The 21,686-nt window shown below is 71.6% G+C and carries 25 protein-coding genes; 19 read left to right on the forward strand and 6 right to left on the reverse strand.

Features of this window, described 5'->3' with window-relative positions:
• The first annotated feature begins 68 nt into the window (after positions 1–68).
• The 7 genes from phnC to WEB03_RS07055 all read left to right on the forward strand — a co-directional run bounded on the left by phnC (position 69) and on the right by WEB03_RS07055 (position 6,184).
• The gene (gene phnC / locus WEB03_RS07025) at positions 69–881 is read left to right on the forward strand and encodes a phosphonate ABC transporter ATP-binding protein (RefSeq protein WP_368070234.1); all 813 of its coding nucleotides are present in this window, start codon (positions 69–71) and stop codon (positions 879–881) included.
• On the forward strand, positions 878–1,699 hold the full coding sequence (gene phnE / locus WEB03_RS07030) for a phosphonate ABC transporter, permease protein PhnE (RefSeq protein WP_368070235.1): 822 nt from the start codon (positions 878–880) through the stop codon (positions 1,697–1,699). Before phnC ends, phnE (WEB03_RS07030) begins: the two co-directional genes overlap by 4 nt.
• Entirely contained in the window at positions 1,696–2,601 is a 906-nt protein-coding gene (phnE, locus tag WEB03_RS07035) for a phosphonate ABC transporter, permease protein PhnE (protein ID WP_368070236.1), read from the forward strand. The genes phnE (WEB03_RS07030) and phnE (WEB03_RS07035) overlap by 4 nt, the downstream gene beginning before the upstream one ends.
• Positions 2,598–3,632, forward strand: coding sequence for an HD domain-containing protein (locus tag WEB03_RS07040; RefSeq protein WP_368070237.1), 1,035 nt, complete (start codon positions 2,598–2,600; stop codon positions 3,630–3,632). The genes phnE (WEB03_RS07035) and WEB03_RS07040 overlap by 4 nt, the downstream gene beginning before the upstream one ends.
• A 46-nt stretch (positions 3,633–3,678) precedes the next feature.
• Positions 3,679–4,218 (forward strand): N-acetyltransferase family protein, encoded by a 540-nt coding sequence (locus tag WEB03_RS07045; RefSeq protein WP_368070238.1) that lies wholly within the window; start codon positions 3,679–3,681, stop codon positions 4,216–4,218.
• Positions 4,215–4,628, forward strand: coding sequence for a globin (locus WEB03_RS07050; RefSeq protein WP_368070239.1), 414 nt, complete (start codon positions 4,215–4,217; stop codon positions 4,626–4,628). Before WEB03_RS07045 ends, WEB03_RS07050 begins: the two co-directional genes overlap by 4 nt.
• A gap of 128 nt (positions 4,629–4,756) precedes the next feature.
• Positions 4,757–6,184 (forward strand): ATP-binding protein, encoded by a 1,428-nt coding sequence (locus WEB03_RS07055; RefSeq protein WP_368070240.1) that lies wholly within the window; start codon positions 4,757–4,759, stop codon positions 6,182–6,184.
• Positions 6,185–6,390: 206 nt separating this feature from the next.
• On the opposite strand, the gene WEB03_RS07060 is transcribed toward WEB03_RS07055, so the two are convergent.
• Positions 6,391–6,630, reverse strand: a complete 240-nt coding sequence (locus tag WEB03_RS07060) for a hypothetical protein (RefSeq protein ID WP_368070241.1) — start codon at positions 6,628–6,630, stop codon at positions 6,391–6,393.
• A 368-nt stretch (positions 6,631–6,998) separates the two neighbouring features.
• Here WEB03_RS07060 and WEB03_RS07065 point away from each other — a divergent pair, with 368 nt between their 5' ends.
• Positions 6,999–7,238, forward strand: coding sequence for a hypothetical protein (locus WEB03_RS07065; protein WP_368070242.1), 240 nt, complete (start codon positions 6,999–7,001; stop codon positions 7,236–7,238).
• Positions 7,239–7,414: 176 nt separating this feature from the next.
• Here the strand turns inward: WEB03_RS07065 and WEB03_RS07070 are convergent, their stop codons facing one another.
• The 4 genes from WEB03_RS07070 to WEB03_RS07085 form a co-directional block, all read right to left on the reverse strand.
• On the reverse strand, positions 7,415–7,774 hold the full coding sequence (locus WEB03_RS07070) for a hypothetical protein (RefSeq protein ID WP_368070243.1): 360 nt from the start codon (positions 7,772–7,774) through the stop codon (positions 7,415–7,417).
• A 258-nt stretch (positions 7,775–8,032) separates the two neighbouring features.
• Entirely contained in the window at positions 8,033–8,404 is a 372-nt protein-coding gene (locus WEB03_RS07075; RefSeq protein WP_368070244.1) for a DUF5615 family PIN-like protein, read from the reverse strand.
• A complete protein-coding gene (locus tag WEB03_RS07080; protein WP_368070245.1) occupies positions 8,401–8,631 on the reverse strand; it encodes a DUF433 domain-containing protein in 231 nt (76 codons plus the stop codon). Before WEB03_RS07080 ends, WEB03_RS07075 begins: the two co-directional genes overlap by 4 nt.
• Before the next feature lie 195 nt (positions 8,632–8,826).
• Positions 8,827–10,107, reverse strand: coding sequence for a M15 family metallopeptidase (locus WEB03_RS07085; RefSeq protein WP_368070246.1), 1,281 nt, complete (start codon positions 10,105–10,107; stop codon positions 8,827–8,829).
• Positions 10,108–10,354: 247 nt separating this feature from the next.
• On the opposite strand from WEB03_RS07085, the gene serA reads away from it, so the two are divergent.
• Positions 10,355–11,938 carry a phosphoglycerate dehydrogenase gene (gene serA, locus WEB03_RS07090; RefSeq protein WP_368070247.1) on the forward strand — a complete coding sequence of 528 codons (1,584 nt, stop codon included), beginning with the start codon at positions 10,355–10,357 and terminating at the stop codon, positions 11,936–11,938.
• 7 nt (positions 11,939–11,945) lie between these two features.
• On the opposite strand, the gene kynU is transcribed toward serA, so the two are convergent.
• On the reverse strand, positions 11,946–13,184 hold the full coding sequence (gene kynU / locus WEB03_RS07095) for a kynureninase (protein WP_368070248.1): 1,239 nt from the start codon (positions 13,182–13,184) through the stop codon (positions 11,946–11,948).
• A 197-nt stretch (positions 13,185–13,381) separates the two neighbouring features.
• Here kynU and WEB03_RS07100 point away from each other — a divergent pair, with 197 nt between their 5' ends.
• The 10 genes from WEB03_RS07100 (at position 13,382) to fabI (ending at position 21,536) form a co-directional block, all read left to right on the forward strand.
• Positions 13,382–14,338 (forward strand): ACP S-malonyltransferase, encoded by a 957-nt coding sequence (locus tag WEB03_RS07100; protein ID WP_368070249.1) that lies wholly within the window; start codon positions 13,382–13,384, stop codon positions 14,336–14,338.
• Positions 14,339–14,422: 84 nt separating this feature from the next.
• The gene (locus WEB03_RS07105; RefSeq protein WP_368070250.1) at positions 14,423–14,665 is read left to right on the forward strand and encodes a hypothetical protein; all 243 of its coding nucleotides are present in this window, start codon (positions 14,423–14,425) and stop codon (positions 14,663–14,665) included.
• Positions 14,662–15,684 carry a beta-ketoacyl-ACP synthase III gene (locus WEB03_RS07110; RefSeq protein WP_368070251.1) on the forward strand — a complete coding sequence of 341 codons (1,023 nt, stop codon included), beginning with the start codon at positions 14,662–14,664 and terminating at the stop codon, positions 15,682–15,684. Before WEB03_RS07105 ends, WEB03_RS07110 begins: the two co-directional genes overlap by 4 nt.
• Entirely contained in the window at positions 15,681–16,439 is a 759-nt protein-coding gene (locus WEB03_RS07115) for a 3-oxoacyl-ACP reductase family protein (protein WP_368070252.1), read from the forward strand. The genes WEB03_RS07110 and WEB03_RS07115 overlap by 4 nt, the downstream gene beginning before the upstream one ends.
• 74 nt (positions 16,440–16,513) lie before the next feature.
• Positions 16,514–16,786, forward strand: a complete 273-nt coding sequence (locus tag WEB03_RS07120) for an acyl carrier protein (protein ID WP_368070253.1) — start codon at positions 16,514–16,516, stop codon at positions 16,784–16,786.
• Entirely contained in the window at positions 16,783–18,063 is a 1,281-nt protein-coding gene (locus WEB03_RS07125; protein WP_368070254.1) for a beta-ketoacyl synthase, read from the forward strand. The genes WEB03_RS07120 and WEB03_RS07125 overlap by 4 nt, the downstream gene beginning before the upstream one ends.
• 72 nt (positions 18,064–18,135) lie before the next feature.
• Positions 18,136–19,617: an acyl-CoA carboxylase subunit beta gene (locus WEB03_RS07130; protein WP_368070255.1), complete on the forward strand. Its 1,482-nt coding sequence runs from the start codon at positions 18,136–18,138 to the stop codon at positions 19,615–19,617.
• A 7-nt stretch (positions 19,618–19,624) separates the two neighbouring features.
• Positions 19,625–20,344: a lysophospholipid acyltransferase family protein gene (locus tag WEB03_RS07135; RefSeq protein ID WP_368070256.1), complete on the forward strand. Its 720-nt coding sequence runs from the start codon at positions 19,625–19,627 to the stop codon at positions 20,342–20,344.
• Entirely contained in the window at positions 20,341–20,730 is a 390-nt protein-coding gene (locus WEB03_RS07140) for a 4'-phosphopantetheinyl transferase superfamily protein (protein WP_368070257.1), read from the forward strand. The genes WEB03_RS07135 and WEB03_RS07140 overlap by 4 nt, the downstream gene beginning before the upstream one ends.
• Positions 20,731–20,744: 14 nt before the next feature.
• On the forward strand, positions 20,745–21,536 hold the full coding sequence (gene fabI / locus WEB03_RS07145) for an enoyl-ACP reductase FabI (protein ID WP_368070258.1): 792 nt from the start codon (positions 20,745–20,747) through the stop codon (positions 21,534–21,536).
• Positions 21,537–21,686 lie beyond the last annotated feature (150 nt).

Raw genomic sequence — 21,686 nt, forward strand, 5'->3', positions numbered from 1 at the left:
CCCCCCCCCCCCCCCCCCCCCCCCCCCCCCCCCCCCCCCCCCCCCCCCCACGGCCGTAGGAGTCCCACGTGATCCGGTTCGAGAAGGCCTCCGTGGTCTACCCCGGTGGGGTCGAGGCGCTCAAGGAGCTCGACCTGACCATCCACGACGGTGAGTTCGTCGTGGTGGTGGGGCTCTCCGGTGCCGGCAAGTCGACGCTGATCCGCGCCGTCAACGGGCTGGTCCCGCTCAGCTCGGGGACGCTCGAGGTGCACGGCCGACGCGTCGACGGAGCAGGTCGACGTGACCTGCGTGCCCTGCGCAGCGAGGTGGGGATGATCTTCCAGTCCTTCAACCTCGTGAAGCGCACGTCGGTGCTCAAGAACGTGCTGATGGGTCGCCTGCACGCCACCTCGACCCTCCGGTCCGTGCTCGGCATCTACCGGGCCGAGGATCAGGAGATCGCGTTCCGCGCGCTCGAACGGGTCGAGATCGTCGAGAAGGCGTACGTGCGCGCTTCGAACCTGTCGGGCGGTCAGCAACAGCGGGTCTCCATCGCTCGCGTGCTCGCGCAGGAGCCCAAGGTCATCCTCGCCGACGAGCCGGTCGCATCGCTCGACCCGCCGACGGCGAACGTGGTCATGCGCGACCTCCAGCGCATCAACCGCGAGCTCGGGATCACGACCATCGTCAACCTGCACTTCCTCGACCTCGCCCGACGCTACGGGGACCGCATCATCGGTATGCGCGACGGACGGGTCGTCTTCGACGGCACCGGCGATCAAGCCGACGAGCAGGTCTTCGAGACGATCTACGGCCGCAGCCTCACCGCTGAGGACGTGATCGACACCGCTGCGGCGAAGGTCAAGCTCGACGAGGCGGCCGCCGAGGAGAGCTCGTGAGCCTCGGCACCGCACCGGCTCCGACACGGCGGCGCCCGAGCAAGCCGCCCGTGCCGTGGACGATCTGGGTCGGCGCGGTCGCGCTCGTCGTGATCACGCTGTGGGCGATGCTCGAACCGCTCGGCGGCATCGGGTTCTCGCTCGCGCCCCTGTTCACCGAGCAGGCGGTGGCGGGCTGGTACATCATCCGTCGCTTCTTCGACCCGGAGTGGTCCTTCCTCCCGCGCGCCTACCCGCGGTTCGTCGAGACGCTCTACATCGCCGTCATCGCCTCGGCCGTGGGGTGCTCGGTCGCGCTGCCGATCTCCTTGCTGGCCAGCCGGGTCACCAACGGCGGCCGCGTCCTCTACGGCCTGGTCCGCACCTGGCTCAGCGTGGTGCGGTCGCTGCCGGACATCGCGTGGGCGCTGCTGTTCGTCGCCGCGGTCGGGACCGGCGCGCTCGGCGGCATCATGGCGCTGATCATGTTCAACATCGGCATCATCGCCAAGCTCACCTCCGAGACCGTCGACGGCGTCGATCTCGGCCCCGTGGAAGCGGCCCAGGCCTCGGGAGCGGGACGTGTCCAGACCGCGTGGGTCGCGGTCGTGCCGCAGATCCTGCCCGGGTACCTGTCGTACTCGCTGTACGTCTTCGAGCTCAACATCCGCGCCTCGCTCGTGCTCGGGCTCGTCGGTGCGGGGGGGATCGGCAACGTCATCAAGGTGACGCTCAGCCGCTTCGAGTACGAGCGCCTCGGCGCCGTCATCTTCGCCTTCTTCGTGATCGTGGTCATCCTCGACCAGATCTCGATCGCCCTGCGACGGAGGCTGGTGTGAGCCGCGCGACCGTGCTGCCGCCGGCCCCCGGCGCGCCACCCCGTCCGGCCCCGCCGAGCAAGGCGCGGCGGACCGTGGGGATGGTCGTGCTCGCGATCATCATCCTCGCGTGCTTCTGGTTGGTCGAGTCCCGCTGGAGCCGGCTCCCGGGCTTCCCGGCCGATTTCGCCCGCTACCTCGGGTTCATGAGCGAGGGTGTCCTGACCGATCCCACCGACGAGACCATCGCGGGGTACTGGCGCAACGCGCTCGCGCTGATGATCGAGTCGCTCCACATGGCCTGGATCGGGACCGTCATCGGCGCGATGTTCTCGCTGCCGATGGGGTTCCTCGCGGCACGCAACGTGTCGCCGCGCGTCGTGGTCCTGGCGTCCCGGGCGATCCTGAACGCCATCCGGGCCATCCCGGAGCTGATCTGGGCCATCATGATCATGCTGCCGATCTTCGGGCTCGGTCCGGTGTCCGGCGCCATGGCGCTCGGCATCAACTCCATCGGCACCCTCGGCAAGCTCACCAGCGAGGTGATCGAGGGCATCGACCCGGGGCCGGTCGAGGCCGCACGCTCATCGGGGGCACGGCAGCTGCAGATCCTGCGCTGGGGGACGTTGCCGCAGGTCATGCCCGAGGTGGTCGCTTTCTGGCTGTACCGCTTCGAGATCAATATCCGCGCGGGCGCCATCCTCGGCGTCGTGGCGGCCGGCGGTATCGGCTCGCTGCTGTCCTCGGTGCTCGGTCGTCGGCTGTGGGAGCGCGCCGGGATCATGCTGGCGGTCATCGTGCTGGTGACGATCGCCGTCGACCTGGTGTCGGCACGTATCCGCAAGCGCATCATCGCTGGACCGAGCGGTGATGCCTCGGAGGAGCTCGACGACGCCGGCACGCACGCAGGGGCGTACGTGTGAGCCTGGGGACCTCGCCGCCCGATCGTCCCGGGGGAGGGCTGCGGCACCGCACCCGCGCGGTCCGCGAGGCCGAGGAGCGCGAGTGGCTCTCCCCGGCGGCGACCTGTGCGGCGGACACGAGGGGTCGCGATCACGACGAACCCGACGACGAGCACCGGACGGCCTTCGAACGCGATCGCGACCGGATCCTCCACAGCAAGGCGTTCCGGCGGCTCAAGCACAAGACCCAGGTGTTCTTGAACCCCGAGGGCGACCACTTCGTCACCCGGCTGACCCACACCCTGGCGGTCGCGCAGGTGGGCCGGGCGATCGCGTCCTCGTTGGCGCTGAACGAAGCCTTGACCGAGGCGATCTGCCTCGGCCACGACATCGGGCACGCGCCCTTCGGTCACACCGGCGAGGACGCGCTGACCCCGTACGTCGAGGGGGAGTGGCAGCACGCCATCCACGGTGTCCGGGTCGTCGAGCTGCTCGAGCCCCTGAACCTCACCGTCGAGACCCGGGACGGGATCTCGCAGTCGTCGTGGAAGAACGACCCACCACCGATCACCGCGGAGGGGTGGGTGTGCCGGTACGCGGACCGGATCGCCTACCTGTCCCACGACGTGCAGGACGCCGTCCGGGCCGGGGTCATCACCCCGACCGACGTCCCCGCACGCTTCCGCGACGCGTTCGGGCCGCCCGGGCCGGATTGGATCGACTCGATGGTCCGTCAGGTGATCGGCGACTCGCTGGCGGCCGGCCACGTGACGATGGATCCGGACACGTTCGTGGTCATGGACCAGCTCCGCGACTGGATGTTCGAGCGGGTCTACCTGCGCGACGAGGCCCGTGCCCACGCGACCCGGGCGGTCCGCGTCATCCAGGACCTCGTCGAGTGGTTCGCCGACCACCCGGAGAGCATCCCCGACGCCTACCGCTTGCCGGACTCGACCGACCTGCAGGCAGCGGTCGACCACGTCGCGGGGATGAGCGACCGTCACGCGCTCCGCCTCCACGACGAACGCTTCCGCCCCGCCGGCCTGTACTGACCCGGCCCGCCCGGTGGGGGGTGTGGTGGCCGGTACCGTGCGCGGCGTGACGAGGATCGCCGACACCATCCGCCCCGACCCGACGGGTCGTGACGTCGTCGTGCGCGATGCCACCGCTGACGATCTGCCGGCCATCGCCGCGATCTACACCCACTACGTGCTGAACACGACCATCACCTTCAACACCCAGGTCCGCACCCCGCGCGAGTGGCGCGACCAGTTCGACACCGAGGTGGTGGGTGGGCCCTACGACCTCCTCGTCGCCACCGTCGACGGGCAGGTCACCGGCTTCATCGCCACCCAGCCGTTCCGCCCGAAACCCGCGTACGGGCGTTCGGTCGAGGTGACGGTCTACGTGGCTCCGGACGCGACCGGGGGAGGCGTGGGCGGTGCGCTGTTCCACGCCATGCTGGACCGGCTCGAGGCCAGCGACTTCCACCGCGCGTACTCGGTCGTCGCCCTGCCGAACGACGGCTCGATCGCGATCCACGAGCGGTTCGGCTTCGTCCACCGGGGCACCCTCACCGAGGCCGGCCACAAGTTCGGTCGGTACCTCGACGTCGCCTTCCTCGAGCGTGCGCTGTGATCGAGCCCGCCGAGGTCAGCGTGTTCGACCGGGCCGGTGGCCTGCCCGCGTTCGTCGCGCTCGTCGATGCCTTCTACGGACGGGTCGAGCGCGACGCGCTGCTGCGCCCGATGTACCCCGAGGACCTCGAGCCCGGCAAGGAGGGGCTCGCGCTGTTCCTCGCCCAGTACTGGGGTGGCGGCGAGCTGTACTCGGCCACTCGCGGCCACCCGCGACTGCGGCTGCGTCACGCGCCGTTCCCCATCACCCCCGAGGCCGCGCTCCGTTGGGCCGAGCTGATGGGGGCGTCCGTCGTCGAGCAGGGCTTCGCCGAGGAGGTCGAGCAGGCGCTGCTCAGCTACGTCGCTCGCGCGACGCCGACGCTGATCAACCAGCTCCCCGACGAGGTCCGAGGGGTCGCCGACCGCTGACGGGTGTCGACCGGCCGGGCGCGCCCGGCCGATCCAACACGGCGGTTCTGCCTATGTAGGTCGGTCGACCGCAATCCAGCCCGTGACGGCGTTGACCCCGTCAGCACCGGCCCCGGTGGGCCGCGCCCGTGCCGTCGCAGCCCACAACCCCTCACCTTCGCCGGATCAGACGTCGGATCAGAGTTCGTGGTATCACCGCTGTTCGCTTCCTCGGATCACCGCCGCTTCGTGCCTCAAATAGCCGACGCTGCTACCCTCAAATCACCGAACTTTCTGAGCACAGCAAAAGGGTGTGGACCGTGGTGGGCCTGGTGGAACGCCGTATCCGGCCTCTGGTCTCTGATCTGCTCGCTGAGGAGCCGGTCATAGCGCTACAGGGCCCCCGTGCCGTGGGCAAGACGACCCTGCTGCGCCACATCGCTGACGCCCATGGCGTCCAGGTTGTCGACCTCGATGATCTGGCCACTCGGGGTGCGGTTGCCGGAGACCCTGCGCTGTTCGTCTCCGGGTCCGCGCCGGTCTGCATCGATGAGTATCAGCACGTCCCCGACCTGCTCGACGCCATCAAGGCCGAGCTCAACCGTGATGCGCGGCCGGGCCGTTTCGTCATCACCGGCTCCACCCGTCACGACGCCCTGCCTGCCGCTGCCCAGTCTCTGACCGGGCGGCTGCACCGCATGACCGTCTACCCGCTCTCGCAGGGCGAGATCGCCGGCGTTCACGAACACTTCCTCGACATGGTCCTCGAGGATGCCAGCGCGCTGGTCACGGCTACGCCGTCGTCCACGACTCGCGACGACTACATCACCCGGATCACCGCCGGTGGGTTCCCCATGGCCCTGGGTCGCAGCGAGACGGCCCGCAACCGCTGGTTCGACAACTACGTGACCCTCAGCCTGCTACGTGATGTCCAGGAGCTCTCCCGCATCCGCCAGAAGGAGTCGCTGCCGAAGTTGCTCGCACGGCTCGCGGGGCAGACAGCCCAGCTGCTCAACATCCGAGCTGCCGCAGAGCAGGTTGGTCTGACACCCGACACCGGTGAGAACTACACCCGTCTACTCGAGGATGTCTACCTCATCCACCGGCTACCGGCCTGGGGGAAGACCCTGCGGGCCCGTGCCGTGGCCACCCCCAAACTGCACGTGGTCGACTCCGGTCTCGCGAGCAGGTTGCTGCGCCTCGGTCCGAGCAAGCTCGCCCGACATGACGCCACCAGCCTGCAGCAGTTCGGTCATCTGCTGGAGACCTTCGTCGTGTTCGAGGTTCTCAAGCAGGCGTCATGGCTCGCAGCAGTCGCCGGCACCGGCCACTGGCGCACGCACGACGGCATCGAGGTCGACCTGGTCCTCGAACTCGACGACGGCCGGATCATCGCCATCGAGGTCAAGGCCAGCACGAAGGTCACCGGCAAAGACCTGAACGGGCTCAAGGCGCTTCGTGACGAGCTCGGCGATGCGTTCGTCGCCGGTGTTGCGTTCCACACCGGCCAGCGGTCCTACAGTCCCGAAGACCGGATCCACGTCGTGCCCGTCGATCGCCTCTGGACCCCTGCCTGACCGCCATCCACGACGGTCCAATCGCTCATCCACCGTGCCCGGCGAGCCAACGGGCATGCCCGCAACCGTCAACGCGACCCGACCGCCGTCCCGCAACCGAGAACCCCACCGGGCGTAGCGACAACGCCCGTGTCTTCCACCCAGATGCGGCGGTTGTGGGCACGTTCGGGAGCGGCTCCTAACCCCCGGATGATCCCTCACCACCCTCAGTAGCGAGTCAGCCAGAACAGGGTCTCTCCGACCGCCCAGATGGTCCAGAGCGCAGCGCCGACAGCTCCGACGATGGCTGTGACGATGTGGTAGCGGCTGGCTGCGGCGTGGCGACGGAGCGCTTCGATCATGATCGCGCCACCGACCGTAAAGAGCATGAAGCTGAGTGCGACGCGAAGCGCTGGCGGCGATACACGGTCGAGTACGAGACCCGGAAAGACGCCCAGGATGACCACCGTCACCGCCGCCAACAGTCTCGCCCATGCTGCGAGCGGGGTGGGCGGCTCTGACCGCGGCCCAGCATGCGCGCGCCGGGCCTTCGGTCCCGCGCCCCGGCTCCCGGACATCTCACCTCACTCGACGGCACATGCAGGACTTCGCTACGCGACGCCGGCTCTCCTCCACGTTAGGCCGAGGGGACGTCAGCGGGCCCGAGCAGGGGTCCAGCTGTCTACCGTCGAAGCTATCGATGCAATGACGCTCGTAGGGACCCGTGCCGGGGCGGACCGTTCTGCAGAGGCTCGCCGCTGTCGACGACAGGGTGTTGGGGCCGCGCCGCCGGCGACTCAGTTGGGCGGCTCGCTGGCTACCGGTCACGTGGTCGGTGGCGTGGCCGGTCGGGCTCGCCACCGCCGTCCTCATCGCCAGCGGGCGGGAGGCCGGCGCGGCGTGGGTGGTCACCGGGCTGCTGCTGTCGGTCGTGGTGGCGGGACTCGTCGAGCTGACCCTGGCCCGAGCGCAGACCGACACGAAGTGGGTGGTGGCGTTCGTCATCGTGCCGCCTCTCGCGCTCATCGCGTGGGCCATGCGGACCCTCGAGCGGCCGACCGAGACCGAGCGCTAACTAACGCCCGCTATCGCTACGCGCTCGAGACTGGGGGTGACGGGCGGTGAAGCCAGCGGCGGGCACCGACCGCATGCGCCACCTCGACGCGGTGGTTGACGCGCGGCTCGCGAATCGTGCCCTCGTCGTCCCGTGCCTCGTTGAGTCCCGGCTCTGCGCCGCGTGGTCAGCGGCCGCTACGAGCTGATCGGTCCGCCCTCGGCCAGCTCCGGCGAAGGCGTGGCGTCGTGATCGTCGTCTTTGGCGTGCCGTGCGAGCAGCTCGAGCGTCACCGCGACGAGGAGGCATGCCGTCAGGAGGGTGACCGTCGGGGTCAGCCACCCCATCGCACTACTCACGACCCACCGGACGTTCACGCCGACCAGCCAAGCAACTGTGGCGAGGAGAACGCCCGAGCCCGCGACCGCGGCGGTGCGGAACAGGATCCGTCGAAGAGGCGGGTTAGCAATCGTGGCCTCCCCACCACGGCGTACGGCCGCCCGGGTGATCCAGAGGATCGCGGCCACGATGACGACCACGATCGCGGCAACCATCAAGGCCGCGACCGTCCCCCATACCCTCTCAGCCGTATCGGGTAGGAGCGGGATTACATCGGCCTGCCCGATCAACATCTCGCCCCAGTGTCTGCCGGCTGGTCTTCGACATTACTCCTGGCCTGGACGTCAGGGGAAGACCGACCTACGTGCCCAACAAGCCCGCAATAGCGACCCGCCCGAGGCACGTGACTGTGTGCGGGCTCTTCGCGGGTCAGCGCGGCGAATGGCGCTTAGCCGTTCCGGAGGTGACCTGGCGGATCACGAGTCGTCGATCGGGAGGTAGCGGATGCGGTAGCGCTCTTCCTCGATCACCACGACCGCGCCCTGGGACAGTTCATATTCGATGCGCGGGAGGACGTCGAGGATCGCGGCGACACGTTCTGCGGCGGAGTCACCGACGCCACGTAGGAGCAGAACGTTGGGACCTGCCGCGCCAGTCAGTGCCAGGATCGTTCCGAAGTCGGTATCCGTTGTCACGAGCACGCGATCCTCGCGTAGTGCCAGGGCCAGGACCTCGTCGTCGGTGTGCCCCGTGAGCCCAAGCAGACGGATGTGGGTGGCATCGTGACCGGCCTCCGTCAAGGAGAGCGCCACGCCGTTCTGCAGTGCCTCGTCGACGAGTAGCTTCACGCGCTCTGATCGAGCGGTACGACCCGCTGGTCGATGTTGGCGGCCGCGAAGCGGAGGGCTTCGCGGACGTCGTCCTCCTCCAGTTGCGGGTAGTCCTCGAGGATGGTCTCCACGGTCGTACCGGCGGCGACCATGCGGACCAGCATGGCCACGGGGATGCGGGTCCCTGCGATGCAGGGCAGACCGCCCATGATGCGGTGGTCGATGTTGATCCGCGTGAACGCCATGTCACGAGCTTACGCGACAGCCGACCTGTCCGGTCCGAACCGCGTGTACGCCACGTCCCAGCTCGGCGGTCGCGGCGGCGCCGTGGAGAGCGCTCGCATCCGATGGGTCGCCGCGGGCCAGCGCCCTCAGGGACACGTGCCTCTGGGCCTATGCCGTCCACAGCCGCCGTGGAGCTGGGGGACGATGACCGTCGATCAGCGGCCGGTGGCGGACAGGTGCTGGTAGTCCTTGGAGCGGTTCCAGTCCCCGCCCCACCGCCACCCGCGGGTGAGGAAGGCCTGCACGGTCGCCCCGTCGCGGACCAGCATGCCGGTGCGCACGTTGGACCGGTCCCGGTAGGCCGCTCCGGCGGGCGGGTAGACCGTGCCGCCGCTCGTGATGTAGGGGTTCTGGACGGGGTTGAGGTCGAGCGCTCGTCCGTAGGCGTGCTCGGACAGGCGGTTGGTGCCGGCGACCGTCCGACAGTTGAAGGCCGAGCTGTTGTTGTCCGCCATCGACCGGTCGTCGTCGGCGCCGTACCGGTCGATCAACCGCATCCGCTCGATGCGGAAGCCCGACCGGTAGGCGTCCCCGAGCGCGTCGCGGACCACGGTGGTGGCGTCACGGTGCAGCACCATCAGGCCGACGCGGTCACGCCCGTCGAAGCCCCGGTGGACGATCTCGAGCAGACGGAGGTCGTCGAAGGGTGGACAGTCGCGGCCGGAGTGCCAGGAGCTCCCGGTCATCTGCGACCGCAGCGACGCGGGGAGGGCACGGACCGTCGCGGTGAAGCCCCACGTGGTCGCGGCCATGACACCGTCCTGACGCGAGCGCTGCAACAGGTTGGCGGCGAAGGTGGCCGTCTGTCCGCGGGTGACCCGTTCGGCCGGGGCGAAGGTGGTGGCGGTCCTCCCGGAGGCGAGCCCGAGCTGCGCCGCGCGGTCGATGAACGGCTCGAACTGGTGCCCGTCGTCGTCGGTGAAGGCGTCCGGCGCTGGCTCGTCCGAAGCGCCCAGCACGTGGTCGTGCGCCCGCACCAGGAAGACGGTCATCTGACCCCGAGGCACCCGCGCGGCCGGGGCGTAGCGGCCGCCGCCCACCCCCTGGACGATGCCGGCGGCGGCCAAGCGCTCGATCGCGTCGCGGTGGACGTTGCCGTCCACGTCGGAGAACCTGGCACCCGGGCTCGGCAGCGAACCGCCCGCCGCCTCGATGACGGCCGCCACGATCGTCGCCATCTGGTCGCGCCGGATCGTCGTCCCCGGCTCGAACGCGTCCACGAGCCGGCCCCGGATGGCGTCGAGACCGTGGAGACAGTCGATCGCCGGCGTGTGGGTCCCGCCGTCGCTGACGTCGACGTACGGGGCACGGGGAGCGCCAGCGCACGGATCGGCCGACGTCTGGGCGACCGCTGGCGTCGGGGTGGCCGACGGGAGACCGAACGCCGTCGCGGCAACCAGCGCGATCGTGAGCAGCGAGACGACGGGACGACGCACCGGACGCTCCCCCGCGGATGGTCAGAGCACCACGCTACGCCACGGGGCGGCCCCGCGACACGGGCCGTCGGCGCCACCGCGCGGGTGGGGGACGAGGTCGGCTCGCGATCGCGGCGATGCACCGTTCGTACCGTCCCGGGTACGGCGGCACCGCAGGTGCCCCGTACCCTGTCCGCATCCCTCGAGGCGCCCCTCCTGCCGCTCGGCCGACCGGTGCGCCGCCCGCACTCCACCTGGAAGGTCTCCCGTGCGCATCCTCGTCGTGGACAAGCTCGCTCAAGCCGGCGTCGACGCGTTGGCCGTCGACCACGAGGTCGACGTCAACACCGGCCTGTCGAAGGCCGAGCTGATCGCCATCGTCGCCGACTACGACGCCATCGTCGTCCGCTCGGCGACCACCATCGATGCCGACGTGATCGCCGCGGCCACGAACCTCAAGGTCGTCGGCCGCGCGGGCGTCGGGCTCGACAACGTCGACATCGAGGCGGCGACCCGCTCCGGCGTCGTGGTCTGCAACGCGCCCCAGTCGAACATCGTGTCGGCCGCCGAACACACGATGGCGCTGCTGCTCGCCCTCGCGCGCAACGTCCCGCAGGCCCACGCCGCCCTCATCGACGGCCGGTGGGAGCGCAGCAGCTGGAACGGTTCGGAGCTGCACGACAAGACCCTCGGTGTCCTCGGTCTCGGTCGCATCGGCACCCTCGTCGCCCAGCGCGCCCACGCCTTCGGGATGCGCTTGATCGCCTTCGACCCGTTCGTCGCGCCCGATCGCGCCGCGCGGCTCGGCGTGCACCTCGCCGACACCGTGGACGAGGTCCTCGCCGAGGCCGACTTCGTCACCATCCACCTGCCGAAGACCCCCGACACCGTCGGCCTGTTCGACCTCGACCGGCTCGGCAAGATGAAGCCGACCGCCCGCCTGCTCAACGTCGCCCGCGGTGGCATCGTGGTCGAAGCCGACCTCGCCAAGGCGCTCGCGGACGGTCTCATCGCCGGCGCTGCGGTCGACGTGTTCGACGTCGAGCCGACGACGGACTCGCCCCTGTTCGGGCTGCCGAACCTCATCGTGACCCCGCACCTCGGGGCGTCGACCGAGGAGGCCCAGGACCGGGCCGGGATCCAGGTCGCCGAGGCCGTGGATCTCGCGCTCAAGGGCGAACTGGTGCCCTCCGCCGTCAACGTCCAGGGCGGCCCCGTCCCCGATGCGGTCAAGCCCTACCTGCCGCTCGCCGAGAAGCTCGGCCGCCTGCTCGCCGCCCTCGCCGATGATGGGCTGACCGGCGAGGTCACGGTCGAGACCGCCGGAGCCATCGCCGACGAGGACACCCGGATCGTCGGGCTGTCGGTGATCAAGGGCCTGCTCTCGGCGGTGGTCTCCGAGCCCGTGACGTTCGTCAACGCCCCCCTGTTCGCCGACGAGCGTGGCCTGTCGGTCCGCGAGGTCTCCGACCCGCACTCCGAGGACTACGTGTCGGTCCTGCGGGTGTCCGGCCTCACGCGGGACGGCCACACGGTCCGCGTGTCGGGGACCGTGGTCCAGCCCGGTGACCGCGAGCGTCTCATCGAGGTCTGGGACACGCCCGTGGATGTCGAGCCGAGCGAGCACATGGCCTTCTTCCGCTACGAGGACCGGCCCGGTGTCATCGGTTCCGTCGGGACGGGCTTCGGCGAGGCGGGGGTCAACATCGCGTCGGCGCAGGTCGGGCGTCGTGCGGTCGGCGGCGAAGCGATCATGGCGCTGTCGCTCGACGATGCCGTGCCGCGCGACGTCCTCGCGGACATCGCCGCCCGGATCGGTGCCGACGAGGGCCGCGCGATCACCCTCAGCTAGCGCCTGTTCAGATCACCGTGCGTGGGGCTCGGTGCTGGTCGGTGTCCCACGCACAGGTGCGGAGGACCTCGGCGAGCACCTCGACCGCGTCGTGGACGTCGACGGCACGGACCACGAGCGGCGAGAAGCCGAACCGCAGCAGGTCCGGCGGGCGGTGGTCCCCGACCACGCCACGTTCGATGAGGGCGCTCATCACCGCCGCGGCGTGCTCGTGGCGGAGCGACACCTGCGCACCCCGGTCGCTCGGGTCGCGGGGCGTCACGACCTCGACCTCGCCGTCGAGTCGGGCGTCGACCCGTGCGATGAACAGGTCGGTCAGGTGGCGGGCCTTGGCCTCGGCAGCGACCGGTGAGATGCCTACCCGCAGCTCGAGTGCGGCCTCGAGGGCGGCCAGGCTCAGCACCGGGGGGGTGCCGTCGAGGAACCGGTCGGCACCGGCGGCCGGCTCGTAGCGCTCGGCGAACGCGAACGGGCGCTCGTGCCCGAACCATCCCTGCAAGGGTGTGCTGGCCCGATCGTGCCAGCGACGGGCGACGTACAGGAAGGCGGGTGCCCCCGGACCCCCGTCGAGGTACTTGTAGGTGCAGCCGACGGCGAGGTCCGCGTCCCAGGCGTGGAGGTCCACGGCCAGCGCGCCCGTCGAGTGCGACAGGTCCCACACGGCCAGCGCCCCGGCATCGTGCGCGGCACGGGTCAGCGCGCCCGCGTCGTGTCGGCGCCCGGTCCGGTAATCGACGTGGGTCAGGGTGAGCACCGCGACGTCGTCGTCGAGGTGGTCGGCCACCTCGCGGGTCGGGACGACGCGCACCTCGCGGTCGCCGAGCAGTTCGGCGAGGCCGCCGGCGACGTACACGTCGGTCGGGAAGTTCGCGTCGTCGGTGAGGATCACGCGTCGGTCGGGGCGCAGGCGGCAGGCTGCCGCCAGGGCCTTGAACAGGTTCACCGAGGTCGAGTCGGCGACGGCGATCTCGTCAGCATCCGCCCCGATCCAGGGCGCGATCCCGGCGGCCACCCGACCGGGGAGCCCGACCCAGCCGGGACCGGATGCCGACGGGTTCCAGCTGGTGACGAGGCCCTCGCCCCACTCGTCGGCGATGACCTCCCGGAGGCGTGTCGCGACGCGATGGTGGAGCGGTCCGAGCGAGTTGCCGTCGAGGTAGATCACCCCGTCGGGGAGGGCGATCAGGTCGCGGCGCGCACCGAGCGGGTCGGCCGCGTCCCAGGCGAGACAGCCGTCACGGTCCACGCGGTCTCCGAGCTTGGCGAACGACGGGACGCTACCGCCACCGCGACGGCAGCGACGGCAGCGACGGCAGCGGTAGGAGCGGGCCGTCGGGCCGTCGGGGCGTCCGGCGTGCGGACCCGTCGTCGGAGCTTGACTTGACCTGACGTCTGTGTCAGGTTGTGGATCTGAAGTTGACGTCGATGTCAGAAGGAGCGCGTGTGCGGCTCGCTTGGGTCCTGCCCGGACAGGGGTCGTTGCGGACGGGTTGCGTCGCCGAGGCGACCGGTGCCGGCGGGCGCGAAGAGCTCACCCCCCTCGCCGTCGCCGCGTCGAACGTCGTCGACCAGGTCGCTGCGGCGACTGGGCGGGACGTCCGGCAGCTAGCGGCCGATCGCCGGACCGGTTCGCGGACGGCCGACGCGCAACCGACGATCCTGGCGGCCTCGCTCGCCGCAGCTGCGGCGCTCCGGGCGGCGGGACTGCGACCCGACGTGGTCGCCGGGCACAGCCTCGGGGAGTGCAGCGCCGCCATCGTGGCCGGCAGCCTCGACGTCGCCGCTGGCGCACGTCTGGTCGCGGCTCGCGGAGAAGCGATGCGTTCGGCGTGCGAGGCGACACCGGGCTCCATGGCAGCGCTGGTCAAGCTCGCGCCCGAGGTCGTCGCGACCGTCCTCGCTGGGCATCCCGACGTCGTGGTCGCGAACGACAACGCGCCGGGCCAGGTCGTGGTCGCCGGACCCGAGGCGGCCCTCGACGCGATGCGCGAGGACGTGCGGGACGCGGGTGGGCGGTTCGTCCGGCTCGAGGTCGAGGGCGCCTTCCACTCCCGCGCCATGGGGCCAGCCGTGTCGTCCCTCGCCGCTGCGCTCGACGCGGCGCCGATCGCGGACCCGCAGGTCCCGATCGTCAGCGGCGTGAACCTCCGCACGCTCACCACGGGGTCCGCCGTCGCCGATGCCCTGCTCGGCGCCCTGCTCGCACCCGTCCGCTGGCGCGAGGTCCAGCTCGCGCTCGCCGCGCAGGGGATCACCCACCTGATCGAGGTCGGACCCGGAGGTGTGCTCGCGGGTCTCGCCAAGCGCACGGTCCCGGACCTCGAGATCCGCTCCGTCGCCACCCCCGCTGACGCGCACACCCTCGCGGTCGAGCTCGGCGTCGTCGTCGGAGCCCGCTGAGGGGTCGCCGCCGACGCGTCGCATCGCGCTGCCAACCCCCTGCCCGCCGAACCCCGACCCACACCCTCCGACCGAGGAACGATCGTGATCCCCATCCCTGCCTGCAGCATCGTCAGCACCCCGGTCGCGGGGCACCTGACCGATCACCTCGCCGTCGACACCCGCGTCCGGGCGGGTGACGTGGTCGCGCGCGTGCAGGCTGGTGGTCGGGCTCACGAGCTGCGCGCTGTGACGGCGGGACGCATCGGCGGCCCGATGCTCCGCCCGACCCAGCCGGTGCACGCCGGAGACGCCGTCCTGTGGCTCGACCGCGGGACCGCTGCGTGACCGCCACCCTCGAACACCCCCGCACCGTCGGCACCGTGTTGCCCGTCCGCATCGCCGGGCTCGGCGTGGGTCTGCCTGCGCGCATCGTCACCAACGACGAGCTCGCCGCCGAACTCGACACCTCGGACGACTGGATCCGCTCGCGGACGGGGATCGCCCAACGGCACGTCGCCGCGCCGCACGAGGCCACGTCGGACCTGGCGGCCGCGGCGGGCAAGGCCGCGCTCGCCGACGCCGGGCTCGGGATCGAGGACGTCACCACCGTCCTGGTCGCCACGACCTCCCCGGACCACCGGGTCCCCGGGACCGCCCCCCTGGTCGCCGCCGCCCTCGGCACCGAGGTGTCCGCGTTCGACGTCAACGCCGCGTGCAGCGGCTTCGTGACCGGGCTGCGCGTCGGCGGTGCCCTCGCGGCGACCGGCGACGGTGCGGTGCTCGTCATCGGTGCCGAGACCATGACCCGCATCGTCGATCCGGAGGATCGTGCGGTCCGCGTGCTGTTCGGTGATGGTGCGGGCGCAGCCGTGCTCGTGCCCGACGAGCACGCACACCTCGGCCCGTTCGACCTCGGCTCGGACGGGTTGGATCCCTCGATGCTGTGGTGCCCGGATGGTGGGACGCGGACGCCGATCGCACCGACTGCCGACGGCGACCCCTACCTGCGGATGCGTGGCGGTGACATCTACCGGCACGCGGTCACGCGCATGGTCGCGTCGTCGCGTGCGGTGCTCGACACCGCCGGTCTCGGCGTCGACGACGTCGATCTCCTGGTCGGCCACCAGGCGAACGCCCGCATCCTCGATGCGGTCGTCCAACGCCTCGGGATCGACCCCGATCGCAGCCACGTGACCGTCGACGTCCACGCCAACACCTCGGCGGCCTCCATCCCGCTGGCCCTGGCCGATGCACGTGACCGTGGCCGGCTGAAGCCCGGTGCCACGGTGCTGCTCACGGCGTTCGGTGCCGGCCTGACGTGGGCCTCGTGCCTGCTGACCTGGGACCCTGAGGAGGACGCGTGAGCTCGCCCACCCCGACCATCGCCCTCGTCTCCGGGGGGAGCGGCGGCATCGGCGCGGCCATCTGCCGCCACCTCGCCGCCGCCGGCCACACCGTCCTCGTCGGCTACGGCGGCAACCGCGACGCCGCCGAGAAGGTGGCGATCGACTGTGCCTCTGCGGTGCCGCACGGCGGCGAGGTACCCGCCGAAGCGATCCACCTCGACGTCACCGACGAGGACTCCGTCACGGACGCAGTGGCCCGCGCGACCGAGCTCGGCACGCTCGCGGTCGTGGTCAACAACGCCGGCGTCGCCGACGACGACCTGCTGGTGCGGCTCGATCCCACGCGGTTCGACCGGACGGTCGAGGTCAACCTCCGCGGCGCGTACCTGGTGTCGCGGGCGGCCATGCGTCCGATGATGCGGGCCCGACATGGTCGCATCGTCAACATCGCCTCGATCGTCGCGCTGCGCGGCAACGCCGGACAGACCGCCTACGCGGCGTCCAAGGCGGGCCTGATCGGGTTGACCAAGTCCCTGGCTCGCGAGGTGGCGCGCAAGGGCATCACCGTGAACGTCGTCGCCCCCGGGTTCGTCGCCACCGCGATGACCGACGCCCTGCCGGACGCGGCACGCGAGGCGTTGCTCGGGCTCGCCCCGACCGGCCGTGCCGTGACCACCGACGAGGTCGCAGCCGCCGTGCGCTTCCTCACCTCCGACGAGGCCGGTGCGATCACCGGCGCCGTCCTGCCCGTCGACGGCGGCGCCGCGATCTGACCACCCGTCACGCCCGACCTGCACGACCCGACCTGCACGACCCGACCTGCACGACCCACGAACAGGAGCACGACATGAGCCAGGACCTGCTGCCCACCTTCACCACCCTGCTGGTGGACACCTTCGGCGTACCCGAAGCGGACGTCACCCCCGGCGCCACCTTCGAAGCGCTCGGCCTCGACTCGCTCGACGTGGTCGAGCTCACCCTGGTCCTCGAGGAGGAGACCGGCGTGAAGCTCGAGGACGAGGAGCTCGAGGATGTCCGCACCGTCCAGGACGCGATGGACAAGGTCGCCGAGAAGCAGGTCGCCTCGGGCGCGGGGCGCGAAGAAGAAGGCGCGGCGTGACCGAGCCGAACCTGCAGCGCTCGGGCCGCGACGAGGTCGTCGTCACGGGGCTCGGCCTCGTGACGCCGGCCGGGCGTGGCGTGACCGACGCCTGGAACGGGGTGCTCGCCGGCAAGTCCGCGGCGGCACCGCACGAGCTCCTGCTCGCGGCCGGGACCCCGGTGACCATCGCCTGCGCGGCACCCGCGTTCGACGCGGATGCCGAGCTCGGGCGCGGTTCGAACCGGCGGCTGGACCGGTTCACCCACCTCGCGCTGCTCGCGGCGCGCGAGGCGGTGCAGCACGCCGGTCTGACCGACGGCGGCGACCCCGATCGCATCACGGCCACCGATGGCGATCGCGTCGGTGTCGTGCTCGGCTCCGGCATCGGCGGCGCCGAGACCTGGGCCGAGGAGTACCCCCGCTACATCGAGAAGGGCCCCGGGCGGGTCAGTCCGATGTTCGTGCCGAAGATGCTGTCCAACACCGCGGCCGGGACCGTCGCCATCCGAACCGGCGCCCGCGGCCCGAACCTCACCGTCAACACCGCCTGTGCGGCCGGCGCCTCCGCGATCCACGTCGCGCGTGACCTCATCCGCAGCGGCGCCGCGGACGTGGTCGTCGCCGGTGGCGTCGAGGCGGGTATCACCGGCCTCGCGGTCAGCGCCTTCGCGCAGATGGGTGCCCTGTCCCGCAACCCCGACGCCGCGAGCGCTTCGCGGCCCTTCGACGTGGACCGCGACGGGTTCGTCATGGGTGAGGGCGCGGGCGTGCTCGTGCTCGAGTCCGCGGCGCACGCGGCTGCCCGCGGCGGACAGGTGCTGGCGCTCATCGCCGGTGCCGGCGCGTCCGCCGACGCGCACCACGCGACCGCACCACCCGAGGACGGCGGGGGCGCGATCCTCGCCATCCGACGGGCGATCGAGGACGCCGGGCTCGACGTGGACGACATCGGCCACGTCAACGCGCACGGGACCTCGACGCCGCTCAACGACGTCGCTGAAGCCCGGGCTCTCCGGGCCGTGTTCGGCGCGGCACTCGACGGGGTCGCGGTCACCTCGACCAAGGGTGTGACCGGCCACCTGCTCGGCGCGGCGGGCGCCGTCGAGGCTGCGTTCGCCGTCCTGGCGCTGCGCGATGGCCTCGTCCCGCCGACCGCGAACCTGACCCACCAGGACCCGGAGATCGATCTCGACGTGGTCGCGGGCTCACCACGCGAGGTCGCACTCGACGCGGTCCTGTCGACCTCCATGGGCTTCGGAGGCCAGAACGCCGCCCTCGTCCTGACCCGCGCCTGACCAGCCCGGCCCCATCACACCTGACGCCCCCCGCAGCTGACGCCCCCTCGCCCCCGAACCCCGGAGCACGCCGTGACCGAGGCCACCCGCACCGAGACCTTCGCGCTCGACGCCACCGCCCTGCAGCCGGGGGACGGGGCCCGAGCACGCCTGTCCCGCCTGCTCGACCCACGCTCGTTCGTCGAGCTCGGTTCGGCCAGACAGCACCGGGCGAGCGGGTTCGGGCTCGAACGGCAGCGGCCGGACGGTGACGGCGTCGTGGCAGGGACCGGCGCGGTCGAGGGCCGCTCCGTCGGTGTCTACGCCCAGGACCGCCGGGTGCTCGGTGGCTCCCTCGGTGAGGCACACGCGGACAAGGTGGCGCGGTGCATCGAGCAGGCCGCGCGGGGAGGCGTACCGGTCATCGGCATCAACGACTCCGGTGGCGCGCGCATCCAGGAGGGGGTCGCCGCGCTCGACGGCTACGGCCGCGTCTTCACCGCCAACGTCGCCGCCTCCGGCCGCGTCCCCCAGATCGCACTCCTGCTCGGCCCCTGTGCCGGTGGCGCCACCTACTCGCCCGCGCTCATGGACTTCACCATCATGAGCGATGAGGCGTCGATGTTCCTGACCGGCCCCCGCGTGGTGAAGGCCGTGACCGGGGAGGACGTCGATGCGCGCTCCCTCGGTGGCCCGGAGGTCCACGGGGAGCGGTCGGGTTCCGCCCACTTCGTCGTCGATGACGACGAGCAGGCGTTCGCCGTCACGCGCGAGCTGCTCGGCTACCTGCCGGACTCCGCGTGGGCGCGACCGACCGAAGCTCCCGTCGAGGACCCACCCGAGGTGGACCTGCGCGAGGTCGTCCCCGAGGACGGCCGTTCCCCCTACGACGTCCGGCACCTGATCCGCGGGGTGGTCGACGGGGGACGGTTCCTCGAGGTCCAGGCCCACTGGGCGCAGAACCTCGTCATCGGGTTCTCGCGCATCGACGGGCGCACCGTCGGGATCGTCGCCAACCAGGCGCGGTGGCTGGCCGGAGTCCTCGACGGGACGGCGGCCGAGAAGGGCGCCCGTTTCGTGCGCTTCTGCGACGCCTTCGGGATACCGCTCGTGGTCGCGGTCGACGTGCCTGGCTTCCTGCCCGGGACGACCCAGGAGCACGGAGGTGTCATCCGCAAGGGCGCCAAGCTCCTGCACGCGTTCACCTCCGCCACCGTCCCGCGTGTCTCGGTCGTGCTGCGCAAGGCCTTCGGCGGGGCGTACATCGTGATGAACTCGCGCTCGATCGGGGCGGATGCGGTGCTCGCCTGGCCAGGTGCCGAGCTGGCCGTCATGGGCGCCGAGGGGGCCGCGGACATCGTCTTCCGCCGCGCCATCGTCGAGGAACCGGAGCGGCGTGACGAACTGATCGCCGGGTACCGCCGGGACGCGATGGACGTCGACGTGGCCGCCCGCCGCGGCAGCGTCGACGAGGTGATCGCACCCGAGGACACCCGTTCGGCGCTCGTGGCCATCCTCAGGTCGCTACGTGGAGCTCGGCAGCCGGGGTTCGTCCACGACAACATGCCCCAGTGAGGTCCCGTTGAGCTCCACCCCGTCATCCCGCGCCACCGTCGTGTCGGCACCGGTCCGCACCGGCCAGAGCCCGACCGCGATGGTCCCGGGCGCTCGCTCGCTCGTGCGGTTGTCGCTGCGTCCGGTCTTCCGCGCCTGGCTCCGGCTCGGCGTGGAGGGCGCCCACCACGTCCCCACCGATGGGGCCACGCTGCTCGCCTCGACCCACCAGTCGCACGCGGACTCGGTCGCGATCGCGGTCGCCCTCGAGCGGCCGATCCACTTCCTCGGTGACCTTCGGCTCGTGTCCGTCCCGGTCCTCGGGCCGCTGCTGCCGCGCATCGGCATGGTCCCGCTCCGCCGGGGGGACGCCGACGCCGCGGCACTGCACGTGCTCACGGATCTGCTCGACGACGATCGGGCCGTGGCCGTCTACCCCGAGGGGTCCCGCAGCCGCGACGGTCGTGTCCACCGGCTGCGCAGCGGGGTCGCTCGCCTGGCGGCTGCCAGCGGAGCCCCCGTCGTCCCCACGGCGGTCGTCGGCATCTTCGAGGTCTGGCCCATCGGCAGCCGTCCGAAGCTGCGTGGTGGACGCGTGACCGTCCGTTTCGGTGAACCGCTGGCCGCGCCGACGTCGGACACGCCGCGGGCCCGGCGGGCGTTCACCGACGACCTCCACGACGCGCTCATCACGTTGTCCGGGTTCGATCGGGCCGATGACTTCTCGGCCATCGGGGGTGGGGCGTGAGGGTCGCGACCGGTTGCGACGTCGTCGACGTGGCCCGGCTCGCGGCCGTCGCCGACCGCCGTGCGGGCTTCGTCGACCGGGTCTTCACCCGTGCCGAGGTGGCCGACTGCACCCGTGGGGGCGTGGCGCTCGGATCGCCGACCGGTCGCGCGCGGCTGGCCGCCCGGTTCGCGGCCAAGGAAGCCGCACGCAAGGCGCTCGGCGACCTGCGCCTGCCCTTCCACGCCGTCGAAGTGCGCCGCGATGAGGTCGGCGCCCCGCGCCTGCACCTCCGCGGTCGGGCGAGCGACTGGTCGTGCTCGCTGTCCCACGACGGCGGCGTCGCGCTCGCCGTCGTCGTCGGCCTGATCGACGACCCATCTGATCGCGTCCACGACCCCACCTGATCCGTCCCACGACCATCGGAGTCCCCGTGCTGCTCGAGGGCAAGAAGCTGCTCATCACCGGCGTGCTCGACCCCCGCTCGATCGCCTTCTCGGTCGCCCGCGTCGCCCAGGAGCAGGGCGCTGAGGTCGTGCTGACCTCGTTCGGCCGCGCCCGGCGTCTCACCGAGCGCAGCGCCGTTCGCCTCCCCGACCCGCCCGACGTCCTGGAGCTGGACGTCACCTCCGAGGATGATCTGGCGGCAGTGGCCAAGGATCTGGAGCGCCGGTGGGGTCGGGTCGACGGGATCCTGCACGCGATCGGGTTCGCCCCTCCGTCCTGCCTCGGCGGTGGGTTCCTCGACGCCCCGTGGGAGGACGTCGCCACGGCCGTGCACGTCTCGACCTACTCGTTCGCCGCCCTCGGCCGGGCGTTCCGCGACCTCCTGGCCGCCGCCGACGGTGCGTCGCTGGTGGGGTTGGATTTCGACGCATCGGTGGCGTGGCCGACCTACGACTGGATGGGCGTCGCCAAGGCGGGGCTCGAATCCACCTCGCGCTACCTGGCCCGCGAGCTCGGTCCGCAGGGCGTGCGCGTCAACCTCGTGGCCGCCGGACCGCTACAGACGGTCGCCGCGAAGAGCATCGACGGGTTCGCCGGCTTCGGACCGATCTGGCAGGAGCGGGCGCCGCTCGGGTGGGACACGACCGACCCCGAACCGGTGGCGCGGACGGTCTGTGCCCTGCTGTCGGACTGGATGCCAGGGATCACCGGCGAGATCGTCCACGTCGACGGCGGCGTCCACGCGATCGGCGCGGGATCGCGCTGACCGTCTCGCTGTCGTTGACAGCCGTGAGGGCGGACGCATCACGCGTCCGCCCTCGGCCGAGCGCTAGCTACTCCGGGAAGACGCAGTTGCCGAAGATCGGTCCGAAGAGCTCCGCGCGGGTAGCGATAGCGGGCGTTGCCTACTGGCTCG

Origin of the sequence: Nitriliruptor sp. (assembly GCF_040882075.1) — a bacterium.
In the GTDB taxonomy this organism is placed as follows: domain Bacteria; phylum Actinomycetota; class Nitriliruptoria; order Nitriliruptorales; family Nitriliruptoraceae; genus Nitriliruptor.